11 protein-coding genes are annotated in these 18,207 nt (G+C 67.9%); all 11 read right to left on the minus strand.

Going from position 1 to position 18,207, the window contains the following annotated elements:
• Positions 1 to 3 precede the first annotated feature (3 nt).
• From ACO06X_RS20875 to ACO06X_RS20925, 11 genes are read right to left on the minus strand one after another with little or no spacing between them, the layout of a single operon-like run.
• Complete coding sequence (locus ACO06X_RS20875; protein WP_421837937.1) at positions 4 to 2,340, minus strand: hypothetical protein; 2,337 nt, start codon at positions 2,338 to 2,340, stop codon at positions 4 to 6.
• Entirely contained in the window at positions 2,340 to 4,787 is a 2,448-nt protein-coding gene (locus ACO06X_RS20880; protein WP_421837938.1) for a baseplate J/gp47 family protein, read from the minus strand. Before ACO06X_RS20880 ends, ACO06X_RS20875 begins: the two co-directional genes overlap by 1 nt.
• Positions 4,784 to 5,164 (minus strand): GPW/gp25 family protein, encoded by a 381-nt coding sequence (locus tag ACO06X_RS20885; RefSeq protein ID WP_421837939.1) that lies wholly within the window; start codon positions 5,162 to 5,164, stop codon positions 4,784 to 4,786. The genes ACO06X_RS20880 and ACO06X_RS20885 overlap by 4 nt, the downstream gene beginning before the upstream one ends.
• Before the next feature lie 13 nt (positions 5,165 to 5,177).
• Positions 5,178 to 5,519, minus strand: coding sequence for a hypothetical protein (locus ACO06X_RS20890; RefSeq protein WP_421837940.1), 342 nt, complete (start codon positions 5,517 to 5,519; stop codon positions 5,178 to 5,180).
• 12 nt (positions 5,520 to 5,531) lie between these two features.
• Entirely contained in the window at positions 5,532 to 6,095 is a 564-nt protein-coding gene (locus ACO06X_RS20895; RefSeq protein ID WP_421837941.1) for a phage baseplate assembly protein V, read from the minus strand.
• Between the two features lie 3 nt (positions 6,096 to 6,098).
• The gene (locus ACO06X_RS20900; protein ID WP_421837942.1) at positions 6,099 to 7,163 is read right to left on the minus strand and encodes a contractile injection system protein, VgrG/Pvc8 family; all 1,065 of its coding nucleotides are present in this window, start codon (positions 7,161 to 7,163) and stop codon (positions 6,099 to 6,101) included.
• A 13-nt stretch (positions 7,164 to 7,176) separates the two neighbouring features.
• Positions 7,177 to 7,455 (minus strand): hypothetical protein, encoded by a 279-nt coding sequence (locus ACO06X_RS20905; RefSeq protein ID WP_421837943.1) that lies wholly within the window; start codon positions 7,453 to 7,455, stop codon positions 7,177 to 7,179.
• Between the two features lie 17 nt (positions 7,456 to 7,472).
• Positions 7,473 to 8,264, minus strand: a complete 792-nt coding sequence (locus tag ACO06X_RS20910) for a hypothetical protein (protein WP_421837944.1) — start codon at positions 8,262 to 8,264, stop codon at positions 7,473 to 7,475.
• A 4-nt stretch (positions 8,265 to 8,268) separates the two neighbouring features.
• Complete coding sequence (locus tag ACO06X_RS20915; protein ID WP_421837945.1) at positions 8,269 to 15,027, minus strand: eCIS core domain-containing protein; 6,759 nt, start codon at positions 15,025 to 15,027, stop codon at positions 8,269 to 8,271.
• Positions 15,024 to 16,910, minus strand: a complete 1,887-nt coding sequence (locus ACO06X_RS20920) for an ATP-binding protein (protein ID WP_421837946.1) — start codon at positions 16,908 to 16,910, stop codon at positions 15,024 to 15,026. The genes ACO06X_RS20915 and ACO06X_RS20920 overlap by 4 nt, the downstream gene beginning before the upstream one ends.
• Positions 16,907 to 18,202, minus strand: coding sequence for a Pvc16 family protein (locus ACO06X_RS20925; protein ID WP_421837947.1), 1,296 nt, complete (start codon positions 18,200 to 18,202; stop codon positions 16,907 to 16,909). The genes ACO06X_RS20920 and ACO06X_RS20925 overlap by 4 nt, the downstream gene beginning before the upstream one ends.
• Between the last annotated feature and the right edge of the window lie 5 nt (positions 18,203 to 18,207).

Raw genomic sequence — 18,207 nt, forward strand, 5'->3', positions numbered from 1 at the left:
GCCCTATCCTGCCAGTCGGCCGTTGACGCGCACGCCGCCGCCCGCAAAATCGAAATAGGCCCCGGCGGCGGGCACGCGCGCGACATCGCCAAACGGGGTTCCATCGAAGCTCAGCGCGCGCAGCGCTGTGACGCCGGGAACGTCCATGATCGCCTTGATCACCACACTGGCGAACAGCGTGCTGTCCGGTCCCAGTTGCTCCGGCCGCAGCAGACCGCCGGTGCCGGGGAGGCCCGCCGGGGCGAACAGCGCCTTGCCGACTGCGGCGGCGACCGCATCGGCCACGTAGTCCGGCGAAACCGTGATATCGACGTCGAGCCGGGCGGATTGGGCGGCGGCGCTGATCACAGTGATCGGCGCATCGTCTTCCGCAAGCGCGCGCAGCGCCGCGCGGATCGGCGCGGCAAGCTGCGGATCGCCGATGTAGCGCACCACGGCGGCCGGGCGCTGACCGATCTTGTCCCACGCCCACACCGCGCGGGCCGCGCGCACGCCGAATGTCTGCGCCGCAGCCGCCGCGATATCGACGAGCGAGATCGCACGCCCGAGGAGGAGCGCCGAGGCCGGGCCGCGCGTGCGGATCTCACCAGCGGCTTCGGCATCGGCGCCGCCGAACGCGGGCAGGACGTTGCGCACGGAGCGCAGCTTGGCGATCGGCCGGGCGAGTTGCTTCACCGAATCCGCCGGCGGCACCGCCGATCCGGCGCCGAAGCGATAATCGGCAACGACTTGCGCGCCCGTCGGCAAACGCATCGCGCCGCCGAAGTCGATATCGGTCTCGCCATCCGCAGCGTGCCGCACGACGTAGACCTGCGCGTCGGCAGGCTGACCGTAGAAGCTACTGGCCTCGCGCCACGCCACCCCGCCGACATGGATGACCAAAGTGCTGACCCGCCCGGCGGCGTTCGCGGCGGCAAGGTAAGTCAGCGGCTTCTTCCTGAGCCGGAAGCTCTGGAGCGGCAGGGCAGCGTTGCCCGTGCCGATCACCTCGCCGTGAACGCTCTCGCCCCGCGTGGCGAGGAAGGTATTGCCATACAGCGTCACCGGCTGGACGAGCTGCTGCGGCCAAACCGGCGTATCGGACAGGGCTGCCGAGCGCGAGGCCGCATCGAGCGTGCCGCTGGTGACCACAGCCTCGCCGTGCGTATCTTCGAGCGCGAGGTGCGTGACCGCCATGCGCGGCGGATCGACGAGACCCGGCATGTGGACCGGATCGCCGCTGGCGAGCGTATCCTTGAGCGGCGCATGGAGCGTGGCGGCATCGGCCATCGCGTAGTGGACCACCAGCCCCGGCAGATCGGCTTCCGCATAGGGGAGGGCGCTGTCCAGCGTGATGGTCGTCGTACCGGCCATGACGGCTGGGCTGACGAGCTTGCTGACCTTGTTGTCGCTGTCGGTCAGTGTGCTCGTCAATCCGGCCAGCACGGTGAACTGCGCCTCACTGGTGCTGATCACACGGCGGGCGGTGAGGACGCCCCCGGCCTCGAACGCAACGATGTCGCCGGCCCGGATCGGCACGCGCGCCTCAAGCGCCAGCGTCGCGCCTGCAAGCACCGCCGGATCGCCCGAAACCGCTGCATGTTTCCACACCCCGCAGCGGGCGCCGCCGCGCAGCAGCCGGGTGTTGGCAAAAGTCGCGCCAGTGGGCGGCGTGACTGCGGCGGCAAATTCCACGAAGGTGACCGCGCGGCGGATGCGCAGGGCCATCGCGGCGGTCTGGGCGATGCGGGTGGCGACCAGTCCGCTCGGGGCCGCGATGACCACCAGCGTGCCGCTGCCCGCGCGCAGCGAGCTTGCCACGACGGGCAAACCGGTGAGCGGTGAGGGCAGAGCGCTTGCCGGAACGCGGTCCACCGCGAGCCGGTTGATGCGCGGTTCGACTGTTTCGGACTGTTGCGCCTCGAACACTTGCGGCGGGCTGCCTGCAAATGCGCCCGAGCGGAATGCCGTGCCTTGCGGAATGGTGACGGGGCGCACGCCATCTGCCTGCGCCGAGAGCCAGACCGATGCGCTAAGACCGGGGCGGGGCTTGTAGCCTAGCAGACCGATCAGCGCCCGAACCTGCGCCGGATCGCTGGCCGTGCCGAGATAGGCGGCATTGCAGGTCTGCATGTCGTAGAAGCTGGTGACGTCGCCCATGTAGGCGAACATTTCGGCGAGCATGATGCCGAAATCGGCGCGGTCGCGCGCACGCCATGCATCGAGCAGCGGTTCGCGGCCGATCGCGCCGAGCAGCGACGTCCGCCAATCCGCAAAGGCGCCGATGGCGCGCAGGATCGCCGGCAGGCCTGCCGCAATGGCCAAGCCGGTGCAATCGTGGGTGTCACACGTGCAGGCCATCAGGCGCCCCCTTCCATGATCAGCCGCACCGCGCCGCGTTCGGGCAGCGCGCGGCTGTTGGTCACGCGGACGAGCTCGCTCAGCCCCACTGGCAGCGTCAGTTCGTCAAAGCTGCGCCATTCGAAATAGCCGGGGCGGCGCACGCGCATCGCCTCGACCCCGCGGACCCCGGGAACGCCTTGCAGTGCGGCTATCAGCGCCGCGCGCGAAAGTGGCATGCCGAATGTGAAGTTGTCCGGATCGAAGAAGCCGCCGCCCTGACCCGCCGTGCCGAACAGTGCGGCGAGCGCCGCTTCCTCCACCTCGCCGCGATAGGCATTGGCGGCAACGCAGAGCCGGATTTCGAGATCGAAATCGGCGTAGCGCGGTTCCATCAGCTTGACCTCGCGCCCCGCCTGCCGGGTGCGGTTGAGCAGGAGCATGAGATTTTTGCGCAAACCTGCTGAAACGATGGTGGTTTCGTGCGGATCGGGCGTCACGAAGATCGTCGGCCAGCTGCCGGTCCAGCGGCTTGTCGCACCTGCTTTCTGGACGGCGGGGTCGCGCTCGGCGATGCGCGCATAGTCGTCCGGCTGGACCGCGCGGTGGGTGATCGCACGGAACGCCTGCGGGGCGTTGGTGCGGATGGCCTGCGCGGTTTCGGGATCGCGCCCGCCAGTGCCGGCCAGCGGATTGTTGACCGAGAGGACGCCGGCAACCGCGATGGGCAGCACGGTCAGCGTATCGGGCGCGACATTGCCCCGGCTGCCGTTGCCAAGGCGGTAGCGGACGGTGAAGCGGCTTCCCGCCGCCGGAGCCATGCCGAATTCGCCATCACCGAAGCGCAGGGTCGTGCCTTCGCCGGTGGCATAATCGATCAGTTCGGTGACCTTGCCGAAGCGTTCGAAGCCGACGACGCGGCGGTAGAGCCCGTCTTCGAGCGTGAACAGCGCGTCGTCGGGCTCCGCCGTGGTTTCGCCGACCAGGCTGGGCCGCCATTCCCACTCCGCCTTCTCGTCTTCGCACAGCACTTGCACTTCAGGCCGGAGGGCGCCGGACTTGTCCGCATGCCACACCAAGGGCGTCTCGTCCGATCCGGCGAGCGAAAACAACGTCTTGACCCGCGCCGCCAGATCGGCGGCACTGCCCGGATCGGAGTAGCAGACGGTGCTGTCAGGCCCGACCCGCTCGACCGCCACCGGCAGGTGGGCGTCGGGATCGGCCGGATCATCGGACGGGCCAATGCGGAAGCGCGTCTCGTGGTAGGCACCGGCGGTGGCGGGCAGGAGATTGGCGCGCAGCACCAGCGTTTCGAGATCGAGATCGAACGGCGCGGGCGTATCGAGCTCGAGCCGGGTGATCGGCGCGGCGGTCAGCGGATCAACTTCGTCGCGCGCGTCCTTCAGCCGCACCACCAGCCGGCGCTCAGGGATGTCGGGTGAGGGCGGGCGCGTCAGCAGCAGCACCCAGCGGCCCTTCGGATCGATGGCGTTATCGGGCTGCAGCTCGGTCTCGTGCGCGCCCGTGATTGTCAGTTCGGTCGAGCCGGCAAGGAGGCAGGTGTCGTTCTCGTCCCAGATATAGGCGGGGATTTCGTTGCGCGCGGGATCGATCGCAAACTTCGTGGGGGGCGTGGGCGGCAATGCAATCGGGCGATCCGCGAGCCCTCGGCCGATCTCGAACACCAGTTGGCGCTGCGCATCGGTGATCGCGGTGCCCGCATCAATAAAGCCTGCAGCAGAGGCCTGAACGTCGATCCACGCAAATGCGCCCGCCCCGTCGTCGAGCGGATAGTCGACCAGCCGGGCGAGGTGGCGCAGCGAACGGCGCTGGCTGGCCTGATCGAGCCGTCCTTCGCGATTGAGCCGGTCGTTGGCATAGGCGAACTCGTCACCCAGCGCGGCCGTCAGTTCGAGCACCATCATGCCGATATCGGCTTCGAGGCGGTCCTGCCATTCCGGGTAGCGCTGCGCGGCAAAGTCGGTCAGGGCGCGGCGGAAGCTCCAGAAATCGCGCGCGCGGTAGTCGACCGGGAAATCGATGCGCTCGTCAGGAGGGCAGGGGCGAGGCTCCGTCTCGCAATCGAGATCGCTGTCGCAGGCGGCCTTGAAGCTGAAGCGGACGTTGTTGAAGTAAGGATCGATGACCGGACTATCGATGCGCAGGCGGTAGTCGCCGAACCCGCCGGGCATGGCGGTGAGGAACTGGAGCACCGCGCGGCCATCGACCGGCGGTGGCAGCGGGGAGACGCTCTGGAGCACCGGCACGCGCGCCGGATCGACGGCACCGATCGCCTCGATGTGAATGTCGTCCACCGGCAACGCGGCCAGTTGCGCGGCCACTGGGGCGGGCAGCACATCGTGCTGGAGGAACACCGTCAGCACGGTCTGCGAGGGTGAAACCGCGATGAAATCGATGCCCGTCAGCGTGGTCGAGGCACGCAGGAGATCGGCGCGGTCGATGCTCATGGCGTCACCCGCAAGTTGAGATAGCGCCGCTGGCCGAGCACTTTCACGCCGTAGCCGATGCGCACCAGGAGCGCGGCATCATCGGCGCGGACGGTGACTTCGGTGACGGTAATCACATCGCCCAGCCACTTCGTCAGCGCCTGGTAGATCGTGGCCTGCGCCAGCGTTGCCGCCACTTCGCCGCCTGGCGCAAAGACCATGCGCTTCACTCCGCAGCCGAAATCGGGTCGGTTGATCCGCTCGCCCGGCGCGGTGAGCAGCACCTGCATGACGAGCTGTTCGACATGCGCATCGAAGTTCTGCTCCTGCGCGAGCCGCCCGCGCGCGGGATCGACTGCCAGCGGATAATGCAGACTGGTGAACGGCGGCTCGGCCATCAGGCGTTCCTCCTCATGATCCGCTCGCGCGCGGCTGGACGGCGACAACCGAAACCGGCCCCTGCGGCACCTGATCGCCGGCAAGGCAGAGGCCGACGCTGTCTTGCGCAAGGGTTGGCTGGCCGCCGACGGTGGTGCGCAGGTTGACCGTGATCCACTGCACCGAGAGGCACGGATGCGGCACGGTGCCCACTCCAACCGGGATCTGGAACGGGCAGCCGGCAATCGTGAACACGTCGCTCGCCAGCGCGAGCGGCGCGCCGGCCTTGGCGCGGGTGTTGGCGGATGCGACCGCGACAGAGCCGCCGTGCGGGCATTGCAGCGTCGAGGCGGTGGTGAGGAGGGGTTGTGCCATGCGCTGGTGCCCTCACATCACACTGAACGCGCCGGAATTGACCGACACGCCGCTATCGCTGACTTCGACCTTGCCGACACTTCCCGCCGACTGCGAGACGACGCCTTCCGCGCCCACGCTGTGGGTGGCCTGGCCAGCCTCGGTCACAACCTTGTCGCTCCAGGTCGTGCTCGCCTCGGTGTTGTTCTTGAGCACGACTTCGCCGGAGCTGTCGTCAATGGTGAGGCTGACGGACGCCGTGACAATCAGCTTGATATCAGGCGAGGTGGCGGCTTGCGGCAGCTGGTCCTTCGACCAGTAACAGCCGGTCCAGATCGGGCGGGAAACCTTGCCGCCTTCAAATTCGACCCAGACCCCGGCCCCCACCGGCGGAATGAAATACATGCCTACACCCGGCCCCGCATAAGGCACGCAGGGCATCGCCCAGACGCTGGCATCCCCCAGCACGGCAGGGCAGGATACCTGCAGACGCCCGCAGTTTTCCGGGTCCTGATTGTCGATCACGATGCCGGCATACTTGCCCCAGACGTGGTCGCTGTGGGCTTGCTGGAAGGCGATGAAGGGATCGGTCAGCATGGGTCAGTTCCAGCCGTTGCGCACCAGCGTCACCGTCATCAGGTGATCGTTGGCATCGATGGAATGGGCAACGCGGGCGACGAGGTATTTGCCTGAATGCCGTTTGCCGGCACCGTGCAACTCGGCGACGGTGTGGGCCCGCACGACCTGCTTGAGCCGCCGTTCGCGCACCGCCAGCGTGGCAGTCACGAACCAGCCTTCCTCGATCAGCGCGGCTTCGCTGCGGGCGATGAGATCGCCGGCATCGTCCACCGGATGGGTCAGCCGGGCGCGGCGCGGGCTGGTGACGATGTCCGCGAGCGCCTTTGCCGCCATTGGCGCGAGCGGCGAGCGATCGACACTGCCGTCCATATCTGCGGCGGCGAAGATATCGCGGCCCGCAGCATCGGTCGCGACGACGCGCTCGGCATCCCACTCGATCACGGCATCATCGATGTTGCGCTCGCTGCCCGCCAGGTTGAACACCACTGCCGGGGCCTGATCGACCGGCGGGCGGACGACATTGGCAGATGCGAGCGTGGTCTTCGGATCGTAGGTGATCCAGAACCAGCAGCCGTTGCGGCGGGCGAGGCGGCGCAGCAGGTGCAGATCGGATTCGCGCTGGACGAGCGCGTTCTTGGTCTCGTCGTGTACCACGCTGGTCGGGAGCACGATCCGGTCCGGCGCGATGCCGGCCTTGCCCAGCAGTTCCAGAATCGCGTCATCGTCGGTGGTCGAAGGCCAGACCTTGACGGTCACCTCGCGCGCCATCGCGATGGTGGCATCGCCGCCGACGACATCGAGCGTCGACCCATCGCCGCCGGTGACGACCGAGAGGCGCTGGCGGGTCACCGGGCCGCGCACCAGGATCGCGGTGGTGCCGCCATCGACGACGCGCACGGCAAGCTCGGCCTCCGGCCCCAGCCGGTCCTCGCTGACAAGTTGCAGATCGCCGTCTTCAATCGCGATGTCGTAGGACAGGACGAATGTCGTGCTCGCGCCGACTGCTTCCACGACTTCGACCCGATCCGGCTGGACGAAGCCGGGATCGCTGGTGCCGCCGGGCAGTACTTCGCATCCGAGTGCCACGCGCGCATCACTCCTACCGCTTGACCGGAATCTTGACTTCGCGAAGCTCGCTCAGGGCCTCGGCCGTCATCGTGTCGTTGATCTCGCCAAGCCGCCAGAAGCCGGCCGGGTCGCTCAGGTAGAGCGCGGCGAGATGATCGGGCCGCTCGCCCTGCCGTCTGAGGTGCCGCCCGCGCAGCGCCTGCGCGGCGGGCGGGGCGGGGGGCACGGCTTCGACCGTGCGGCCGCGCGCATCGGTGGTGAGCACCGTGGGCAGATCGGCGTAGCGGCTCTTGGGATCGAACAGGGTCATGATCGCGCTCCGGCCCCTTAAAGTGGCAACATGCCGACGATGGATTCGACGGCATTGGCGAGGTTCGCGGTGGCGAGGACTTCCTTCTGGCCACGCGTGAACTTGTAGCAAGCGACTGCCAGCGCGGCGGCGGCGCCGGTTGCCGGATCGCCGGTGACCTGCACCAGATCGTTCTCGGTCAGCACCTGCACGCCGATCGTCGCTTTCGCGCGGATCGGGTAGAGCGTCGGCGAGAACGCCTGCTCGTCGATCGAGAGCGACTTGATCCGCACCGGCACGATGCGTCCGGGCCCCCAGAAGAACAGCACGATCGGCGCGTCACGGCGTTCGAGCGCGGGCTCGAGACTGGCACCGCCGCCCACTTCGATCCCGCCCGCTCCGATCGAGACGCTGACCGAGCCGAGCAGATTGCCGAGCAGGCTGTCGCCGGGCGGGTACATCAGCATCTCGATCGCCGCGAGCCGGTCCGCGACCCCCGCCAGCAAGGCCACGGGATGGCTCTCCGGCGCCTCCAGCGCGTCGGTCGCATCGACCTCAAGGCCCAGCGAAAAGGTCTCCTGCGGGTCGTAGGGCTGCGAAAGCGCGATCTGGCTGTCGCGGTAGGCCTTGACCTCGGCCTCGTTGGTGAGAACGCCGTCCTTGCGCTCTTCGTAGACGCGCTTGGCCGGGGGTTGCCACGGGGTGAGCGAGCGTGTCAGCGTTTCGGGATTGTACTGGAACATGATGATGTTGGGCAGCGGCACCAGCATGGGTGCGCCGAAGTAGATCAGGGCTCCCTTGAGCAGCAGCGGGCCGTTCGGATAGGTCATCGCATCACCGCCTTTCGAAGCCGAATGCGGCGGATTCGAACGTCGCGACTTGCGCTTTCTTGACTTCCTTCAGGACATCCGAGCTGACGGACTCGGGTTTGTAGGCCGGCGGCACGGTGGAGCCGGTCTTCTTGCCCGAGGCATTCACCAGCGAGTTGTAGTAATCGATCTCGTGCTTATCGAGCGCGGTCTTGAGCTTGGTGTTCATGTGATCCTGCATCCAGGTGTAGGACTTGCACGCGGCAGTGAAGATCGCGGTGCTGAGCTCGGCATCGGTCACCGGCTTGCCCTTGACCTTGGGCAGATCACCCTTGGCAAAGGTCTTGCCCGCGCGCTGTGCGGCGAGGGCCTGCAGGCCCTTCTTGTCGGCAACGGCGGCGGCATGATCGCCGAGGAAGGTGCGGAACTTGCCGTGGATCGCCGCGCCCTGCGATGGTCCTGCGTTCGGGAGGTCGTCGGGCTCCACCGAAACGTGGACGTTGCCCAGCGTATGGGCGTGCACGGAAAGCAGGATCGTGGGCATGTTCGGCCCGCGATCACCGCTGTCGTTCGCGGCCACCCGGATCCCGTCGGTGGCCCCCGGCGCATTGCCGATGGTCGCGACCCGTCCGTCCGAGGCCGCCTTGATGTTGGGATAGAGCCCGAGCGAATGCGGGAAGGGCTGATGCCGGTCCTTGGTATTCACCAGATATTCGATGAGCAGATACTGCACGGTGTGGTGCGAGGCGCGATCGGTGCCCTTCTGCTGGTCCGGATTGTCCTTCTGGCCATACGTGCCGAGCCGCAGCCCGATCTGGCCATAGTCCTTGCCGCCGTGAACCGTGCGCTTGCCGGGCTTGGTATCGGTGTATTCGGCCCATGTCGGCACGGCATCGCCCGGCAGATCGCGTGTCGGCGGCGGATTGACATAGGCCTCGGCGAGCGACTTTGCCTTGCTGCCAAGTGTGAGCGCCTTGCCTTTCTTGCCGCTCGTGGTGGTGAAGATGCCCGGCCCCGGCTGAAGGCCCTGCAATGCCAGCCGCGTCTTGGCCTGATAGATTGCCCGCTTCGCACCGGCCTTGGGGAAAGTCGCGTCGATCACGTCATCCCACAGCTTGGCGGTGCCGCCGATCATCGGCAGGTGGAGGTAGGTCACCGCAAAGGTCTTGAACGGATCGTCGAGCGTGATCGTGTCGCGCTTCCTGCCATCCGGCCCGGGCTGCCTGGTGGTGTTGAACTCGATATCGACCGAGACGCCGGTGACGCCGAAGAAGAACTCCTCGAGTAGTGTTTCGAGCCGGCCGACGTTGAGGATCGGCGCGGTTTCGGTCTTGGCCTTCGCCGTGCCCGCGTCGGACTTGATCTTCACGTCCTGCAAGGCGCCGCCGAGCAGGTGGGGAATGCCATCGGCGACATCCTGCTTCCGGTTCGTCAGGATATACTCCCGGATCGCATCGGCGGCGGCGTCAAACGGATCCTTGAAGGTGATGCGCGATCCGGCCGAGCCCTTGGGCCCGAGCGCTTCGGTCAGCTTTTCGGACAATGTCGCGCGCAGCCCCGGCGCGGCCTTGTTGACGTCGGCAGCGCGCGGGGGCGTCTTTTTCAGCGTGGCCGCGTTTTCCTCCAGCGAGGTGGAATCGCCCAGCTTCAGGAAGAACTTTTCGGCAATATCGGTGAGGCTTGGCGCGATGCCCGCGCCGTGGCTGACCGGGCGCGGCGCCGGGGCCGGATCGCGCGACGCCTGCGCAAGGCGATCGGCCTGGCGTTCGGCCCCGCGATCGATCCGCCAGCGCGCCGGGCCAGAGCCGGCACTGCCGGAGACCGGCTGCGCCGAATGGCGCGTGCCGAGCGGGCGCGGCCCGGTTTGCTGCAGCACATGCGCGAGTTCGTGATGGAGCACATCGCGCCCGCCGCCGCCACCGGTCGTCACGGCGCTATCGAGATAGACATGGCTTCCGCTGGTCGCCGCGCGCGCACCCGATGCCCTGAGGCTGCTATCGACCGCGCCGCCCTGATGCACCCGCACATGCGCGAAATCGTGGCCATAGCCGCGCTGCGCCGCCGCCCGATCACCCGCGCCCAGGGCCGCACCGCGGCCGGCGGGAAGCTGCGGCGGTGCCGGCGGCATGGCCGTCCCGTCCGCTAGCTTGGGCGCAACGTCGCCGGTCACGAACGATGTCGCCAGATCGGGCACGGTCAGCTTGGGGATCGATTTCAGGAACGGCACGCGGATCAGCAGGGCGTGCCATTCGTCGGTGATTTCCTGCCCGGCGAGCTTGAGGTAGGGATCGAGCGAGGCCTTGACGTAGTCGCGCCAGAGAATGTTGGGATCGATGCTGGCCTTGCGCATCTCGTCGGCAACGGTCTTGAACAGTTCGTCATAGACCTTGCGCATCGGCGTCGCGTTGACGACGCTGCGGACGAGCTGGATCGGCTTGCGGTACTTGAGCGGCAGGTGGTCGATGACGAAATTGAGGACCATCTCGATGATCGCCTCGAGCGGCACCAGTTCGCTCGGCAGCTCGAAGTTCGCCAGCCCTTCGATGATGCCGTCGAAGCGCTGGTAGACCGCCTTGAATTCCTCCAGCGCATCGGCGGCCTTGTCGATGCCGAATTCCTTCAGCGAGACGCCTTCGAGCCGGTAGAGGTTGCGCGCGATCACACGCATGATGAGCGCGGCCCAGGGTGAGCCCTGAATGCCCAGCTCCACCTTGTGCATCGCAAAGCTGGTGTACTGGTGCATCGTCTCGGCCCCGTGGACGAGCTTGCTCCCGCCGCCGAGGAGGCCTGCGACGACCCGCTTGATCGAGCTGTCCTTGGCCTCGTCGCCCGAATTGGCCTTGCCCTTGAGCACGCCCATCCGGCCGGCGAGGGCCATCGCCCCCTCGATCGCGGCAAAAGTCGGCGGCGTCGGGTCGCCCAGTACCAGCCAGCCCCAGAGCACTTCGCGCGAGAGGTCCTGGCTGATCTGGCCGGCCAGCTTCTCGAACAGCGGGCCGACATCGCCGTTGAGCACCGACTTGATCATCGCGTATTCGCCGCTGCCCCAGAATTGCAGGATCGATCCGGTGATCTCGGCGGCGGCAAGGGCTTCGGAAACGCCCGGCACTTCGGCAAATGCGATCTGGATGGCCAGCGTCAGCATGCTGGCGCCCTCGGTCCGGACTTCGCCGAGGATTTCGAGGTTGCGCAGGGTGATATGCAGATCGAGCGCGTAGCCGAGTTCGGACAGCAGCTGCGTATCGTCGGACCAGATCTCCTTCTGCTCGGTCTTGCCGGTGCGGTTGTCGGTGCGCATGATCGTCACCAGATGCACGCGCGGGTCGCCGGGTTTGTTGGCCTTGCCGTTGATGATGAGGTTGCGCGTGCCGATCGCCTCGCGCTCCCATTCGACGACCGAGGGCACCCCCAGCATTTCCGGTTCGTAAGTGAAGGTCTCGTGCACCGTGATCAGCTGGTAGACCGCGTTGCCGGCATCGAAGGATTCGCCGGCCCCGTCGGGCGAACCATCGGAGCCCCTGAGCACGAAGCCGCGACCGGCGATGCGCAGCATGTTCTCGCTCTTGAGCCCCTGAACGACGACGGAATCGGCCTGATGCTCCTTGACCGTCGCGGCGAATTCGCCCGCCAGCGTGCGCAGGATGCGGACGCGGCGGTCAAGGTCCTCGGCCGGGAAGGTCAATTCCAGCTTTTCGAGGAGCTGCGCGTTGGCGGGGTTGCCGGCGAAGGCGGCGGCGCCATCGATATGGCGATGGAGCGGCAAGATGATGTCGAACCGGTCGGTGCCCGCGATGCGGATGCTTTCGCCGATCACGGTCGAAGAGCCGAGTTTGCGCGTGAGCACCGGCGCGAGTTCGAGCATCAGCGCGGTCATCTGCAGCTTCTGTTCGGCACTGGTCGAAGGCTGGACGTTGCCTGCGAAGATCTGCGTCAGCTCCAGCGCGCGGCGCGGCGCGTCGAAGAAGGCGTTCGGGTCCTTGAGCAGGGACTTCTGCACTCGCTCCCATTGCGCGGCGATCAGCGGCCCGACGTAGCGGCGCTCGACATTGGTCGCCCGGCGCAGCGGCCCGGCAAGCGAGGCCAGATCGCTGCGCATCTGGCTGAGGACCGCGGCATTCGCGGGGGCGCGGTCGGATGTCAGCCTGGCGAGCGCGATCAGCCACAATCTGGGGCCGCCCTCGAAGCTGTCTGGCCAGCCGAGCACGGTGCCCTTGTCGGTGACCAGATCGGGCACGCCGGGTAAATTGGCGAGGGTCTCGGCCAGATCGCCAAGTCCGCCGATGACCCATCCCGTGTACCCATCGAGATGGGCTTCATAGAGAAGCGGCGCGACATAGAGTTCGTCGGGTTTGAGCGTGCTGGTCAACGCCTCGACCACCGGATGGTCGCGTTCGGGCGCCTTTCCCTGTTTGCGCACCAGCAGTTCGGGCACGCGCTTGCGGTCCTCGCCGGGCCGCACGAAGAGGATTGTAGATTCCTTCGGCACCCGATAGCGGGCCGGGACCTTGAAGAGATTTTCCGTCGCGCCCAGCGCGATATTGACGACGGGCGTGTGGCGGATCGAGCCATCGGGCAGCACCGTGTTGACGCCCGCCTGATCCTTCAGCGCCGCCTGCAACTGGGTGAGCAGAGTGCCGTAGTAGGCCGAGTAGACAAGCTCGATCAGCGCTGCGCCGGACACCGGAAAGCCCTTGATCTCGCCGGGTGGGAAGTCCTTCGCGAATTCCGCCAGCGTGGCCGGCACGGGCTTGAACGGCTCCAGCAGCGCGACATAGCTGCGCGTCACGCCGGCCTGTTCGGCCAGATAATCGGCAAAGATCGCCTTGGTGAGGCGATCATACCCGAACAGGCTGGCCGTATCGAAAAACAGCTCCAGCGTGCGGCGATAGCCGAGCGCCGCCTCATCCTGCTGGCGGATCCGCGCAGTCTCGTCTGCGGCCGTTTCGGGCGTTTTTGCTGCCTGCAGCAAGCGGCTTTCCAGCCGGTAGAGGCTGAGCAGCAGGATGCCGTAGACCATGTCGTCGGTGACAGCTGCAGCCACGTCGCGGGCCGGATCGGCGCTTTGGGGATCAATCGCGGGTAGCTCGCGCAGGTCGAGCGACTTTTCCCGTGCAGCGAAAGCGCCGTCTATGGCGAAGGTCACCTGCGCGACGGCGGCGGCGGCAGCCTTGCGGTTGCGCGCCAGCGCCGTGCCAGAGGGCAGGCCGCCGTTTTCGAGCCGGGCCGCGATTCCCAGCGCTGCCATCAGCCCGGGTTCGACTTTCGCGAGCCCCTTGATCGACCCGACGCGCGCGCGGATCGCCTTGCGCAGGGCGTCCGCCATGATCACCTGTTCCTTGGCGGCTCCGGGCTGCGGTGTGTCCGAAGCGGCGGTCGCGGCTTCGATCCGCCGCCATGCCTCGGCCGAGCGCGCCGCGATCGGTGCGATGCGGGCCCCGGCATCGGCAGCGATGGCGATGACTTCGGGTTCGACTTTCGCATTGCGGGCAAGGTTGGCGAGGCCCTGCGTGTCCGCATAGATTTCCATGACCCGGCGCTTGAGCTTGAACCGTTCGAGCGGATCCTTCGAGCCTTTGAGCAGCGTTTCAATGGCACCGAACGTCTGGAGACGCACGGTATCGAACGCTGCGAGTGCCCGGAGCGCAACCGCGGTGCGCTCGTGCGGCATGAGCGGGTTGTAGAGCAGCGCCTCGGCGATGGCGGCACCGATTGTCTCGTCGAACTTGCCGGCAGGATCGAGGTTCTGGCCGACACGGCCGAGCCCGTAGAAATCGTTTCGCGCCACCGCGACGACAGCGGCGGGGTAGTATTTCTTCGCCACGGGGTGCCTGGTCAGTTCGGCGATGACCCACGAAGCATTGGCCGGGCGCGTCGCTTCGTAGAACGACCAACTGCCGAACGCGGTGATCGCGGGGGGCTTGTCGCCAGCCATGGCGGCGGCATCCGCATTGGCGCCGAGCGCCTTGAAACAATCGTGGTAAAGCGCGCCGAACGCGGCCCGGTCGGCAAGCTTGGCACGTTCGCGCAGGGCGGCGAGGGCGGCATCGCTGTCCTGCCCATTGATGGCCGCGCGGATTGCGGCAATCTCTTCCTTCATCGCGGCTTCGGGTTCGGTCGCGAGATGGCGATCGAGCACCGCGATGCCGCTGGCCGTGCCGGTTGCCGCGCTCAGCAGTTCGAGCTTGGCAAAGCGGGTGCCGATATCGATCCCGCCGGCCAGCTTGGCCGCCTTGCTGCGCACATCGTCATTGAGCGCCTCGTCCGCCGCATTCGCAGGCCCCGGTGCGCACTGGACCGGCCCGCTGCCGAAGAGAGGCTGCGCAGCCAGCTGCCCGCGCGCATTGCGCCGCCCGGTCTGCTGCAGCACGTGGGTGATCTCGTGGCCGATCAGCGCGCGTCCGGCAGGGGCGCCCGGATCGAAGCGGCCGGGTGCGAAGTAGATCGCCGTTCCGCTGGCAAAGGCGCTGGCACCAAGCGCGGAAACCGCAGACCCGGCGGCGGCATCGCGGTGAATGCGCACGGCCCGCAGGTCCGCTGCAAAGGCGGCCTCCAGCGAGCCGAGCAAGGCGGGATCAAGCGGCGCGCCGACGCTTCCCGGCGCGGTGAAACCGGCAGCCGGAGCCGCAGATAGCCCGCGCGAAAGACCGCCTTCGCCTCGCGCATAGCCCGCGCCGCGCTGGTCGGCCTGCCGCTCGTGCGCAGTGCGATGGCGCAGCGCGAATGCTGGCCGTGGCGGCGCGCCGTGGCCGCCGGTGCGGCGCGGGGAGCGGGCAGGCGCGGTCATCCTGGCTCACCCAGCGCCGCGGCAAGATCGCGGTCCGAGAGGCTGACCCCTTCCTTGCCGAGTTCGCGCGCCAGCATTTCACCGAGCAGCCGCGCCGTGGGCGGCGAGCCTGTGCGCCGCGCGCTGAAGGCCGCCGAAAGCGCGGCGTTCTTGATCAGCGCCCCGCTCGCCTCGATCTCGGCCACGCGGGCGAGCTGCGGATCGAGCTTGCGGGCCTGCGCACGCGGAAACAGCGCGGCAATCGCCTTGCGCCAGATTTCCGCGCGCGCGGGCGCATCCGGCGCGTGGAAATCGACGATGTGGCGGATGCGGCGCAAGAAGGCGCTGTCGATGTTGGCCTTGAGGTTGGTCGCCAGAATGACGATGCCGGGATAGGCCTCCAGCGCGGTCATCAGCACGCTGCTGTCGTAATTGGCGAAGCGATCGTTGGCGTTGTGTACGTCCTCGACCCGCTTGGCATAGAGCGCGTCGGCCTCGTCGAAGAACAGCACCGAACGCTGCGCCGCGCGCGAGCCGAGGAGCTGCTGGAGGTGCTGCGCGGTCTCGCCCACCCATTTGCTGACGACCGCAGAGAGATCGACCGCGAGCAGATCGAGCCCGAGATCGGCGGCAATCACGTTGGCGGCCATCGTCTTGCCGGTGCCGGGAGGCCCCGCGAACAGGGCCACGAGTCCGCGGCCATAGGGAAACAGCCGCGCCGCCGCCGGTTCGGCCCAGAGCCGCAGCCGTTCGCGCGCTTCAAAGGTCACTTCCTCGAGCCGGGCGCGGGTCGCATCGCGCAGCACGAGATCGTCCCAGCTGAAGGCGGCATCGATGCGCCGCGTCAGCGGGCCGCATTCCCCGCGCAAATGGTCGCGCAGGGCGAGACTGGCGGCGGCGGCGCTCGCTGGGCGAGTAGCGGCGACGCTGGCGATCTGCCCAATCGAGGCATCGTGGCACAGCGCCAGATCGGCGAGCTTTTCCGCCGGCCACTTCGCGCTTTGCGGCAGCAGCATGCGCCACAGCCTTTCGCGCTCGGCCGGGCCGGGTGCAGCTGGAACCACATCGCGATCATCGAAATCCGGATCGGCGGGGAACGGCGAGCCGCCGCCATGGACGATCTGCACCGGATAGCAGGCAACGCCCGAGGGCGCGGCGAGGTCCGCATCGGTGGCGGCGAAGAACAGGACGCAGCCATCGAGGAAGGCCTGCCGGTGCAACCGCACGGCGGCTTCGTCTGCTGCGGCAAGAGCGCCTGCATCTACGGCAAGGACCGGCAAACCGATCCGCCGGCCGAGCGCGGCGGCAAACCAGCGTGCGGCCAGCCGGTCTTCGGTGACGAGGCGGATGCGCGTGCGCCGCCCCGCGTGGAGGCCCGCGCGCAGGTTGCTCGCGAGAGTATCGAGCGGCCACTCGGCGAGTTCCGGTCCGAGCGGAAGGATCTGCGCCCGCCCGGCGAGCGCCCGGTCAAGCTCATGATCGCCGCCGAGCCATGCCACAATGGCTGGGTCCAGCGAGAGCGCTGCGCCGCCATCCACCAGCGGATGTTCCTGCACCAGCCGCCACAGCAGCAAGGGCGAGCCGCTTGGCAGGCGCGGCCTCAGCGCGTGGCCGAACAGGCCGCTGACGAGGAGGACGGTGACGTGCCCGGACGATGCCTCGCGCGCCACCAGCGCGGCCCGAAGCGCGGGGTCGTAGGCCGCAGTCCAGAGCACGGCGAGGATATCGCGCTCCAGCGGATCGAGCACGAAGAGGTCTGCCAGCCGGTTCAGCCGTCCCTCCGGCAGCGGTTGCGGGACAGACGCCCCATCGAGCGCGGCGAGCACCCGGTCCTGCTCGTGAAGGCGCTCGCCCACGGGATCGACCGCGTTTGCTTCTGGATCGCCGACCGGCTGGACCGTCATGGCACGGTCTCCCACCAGGGGCCGGATTCGGCCGAACGGACGATGAGCCGGATCGGCAGGACGCTGCCGGGCACAGCGCTGGCGGGAAAGCGAAAGCGCAGGGTCGTCGTCGCGGCGGCGGGCGAGGACGGCGTGTGGAACTGCCCCGGCCCTGGCGGCGAAGTCGCGCTGCGGGTCAGCCGTTCGGCGCCGGCAAAGACCATGAGGTCGCCGTCTGCGAGCAGGTGCGGCTGGAACCGGTCGACCTTGATCGTCCGCACCGCGCCGCCCGTCACGGACAGGATGGCGGGTGCGATCGCGAAGCCGATCTGGTTCGAGACCGCATCGAAATCGCGCTGCGATCCATCGGGCAGGGTCTTGCGCGCCGTGGTGCGGACCATAACGCCATAGATCCCCGGCAGCACCGCAGTGCCGCTTGCGGTGGGCTGCACATCCACGCTCAGCACCGAACCATCGGTTGCCAGTTTCCACGCGGCATCGGCGGCCACCGGATCGCTCCAGTCGCGGTGGGTGAGGAGCAGCACCGTGCTGTCGCCCTTGAGATCAGCGCCGGAAATCGCAAGCCGTCCGCCATAGGGCACCGACGCTGGCGACATGTCGATCCGCCGTGCCTCCGTCTCGCCCGGGGGCGTGAATTCGAGCGTGTTGGTCACCGCATCGATGCGCGGTTCGCCGCGCACGAAGGTGTGGACGCCGACCATGAGCACGCGGCTGCTGCGGGTCGTGGTTTCCTCGGGCTCGAGCAGGGTGGCGGCGACTTCGTAGTAGGCGGCGAGGCGCACCGGACCCGTGCCCGCCTGCCAATACTGCGCAGCTTCGGTCGCTTCGGTCGGCCGCAGGGTGGCGCGCAGCATGTTGCGGCGGCCTCGCATGCCCGTCGGCATCACCAGCACCGGGCCGCTTTTCCCGATGACGATGGTGGTGTCGTCGATCTTCGCGGTGTCGCGCAGGGTCTTGAGCGCAAGGCCCATCATCAGCTGGTCGGCCAGCGCCCTGAGGTTGGCATCGGCAATGTTGGAGCGCGGGGTGAGCACATAGGACAGCGTCAGCCCCATCGGCTTCAGCCGCAGCGGATTCTCGCCGCCGGCGGGCCAGTCCTGCGCTACCGTGTGGGCGGCCTCGCGCACATGATAGAGATAGAAGCTGAGCGCGTGTGCGCCGTTCACCGCGTCGGGTGGACCGGCCGAGACATTGAGCGTGGCCGATCCGGGCCAGACGGGAAAGGCTGGCAGCCGCTCGCTGAGCAGCGTGGTGAAGCAGCGCGTGACGAGGCTGAGATCAAGCAGCGCCATGGCGA

This window comes from Novosphingobium sp. (assembly GCF_965229225.1).
Taxonomy (GTDB): Bacteria; Pseudomonadota; Alphaproteobacteria; order Sphingomonadales; family Sphingomonadaceae; genus Novosphingobium.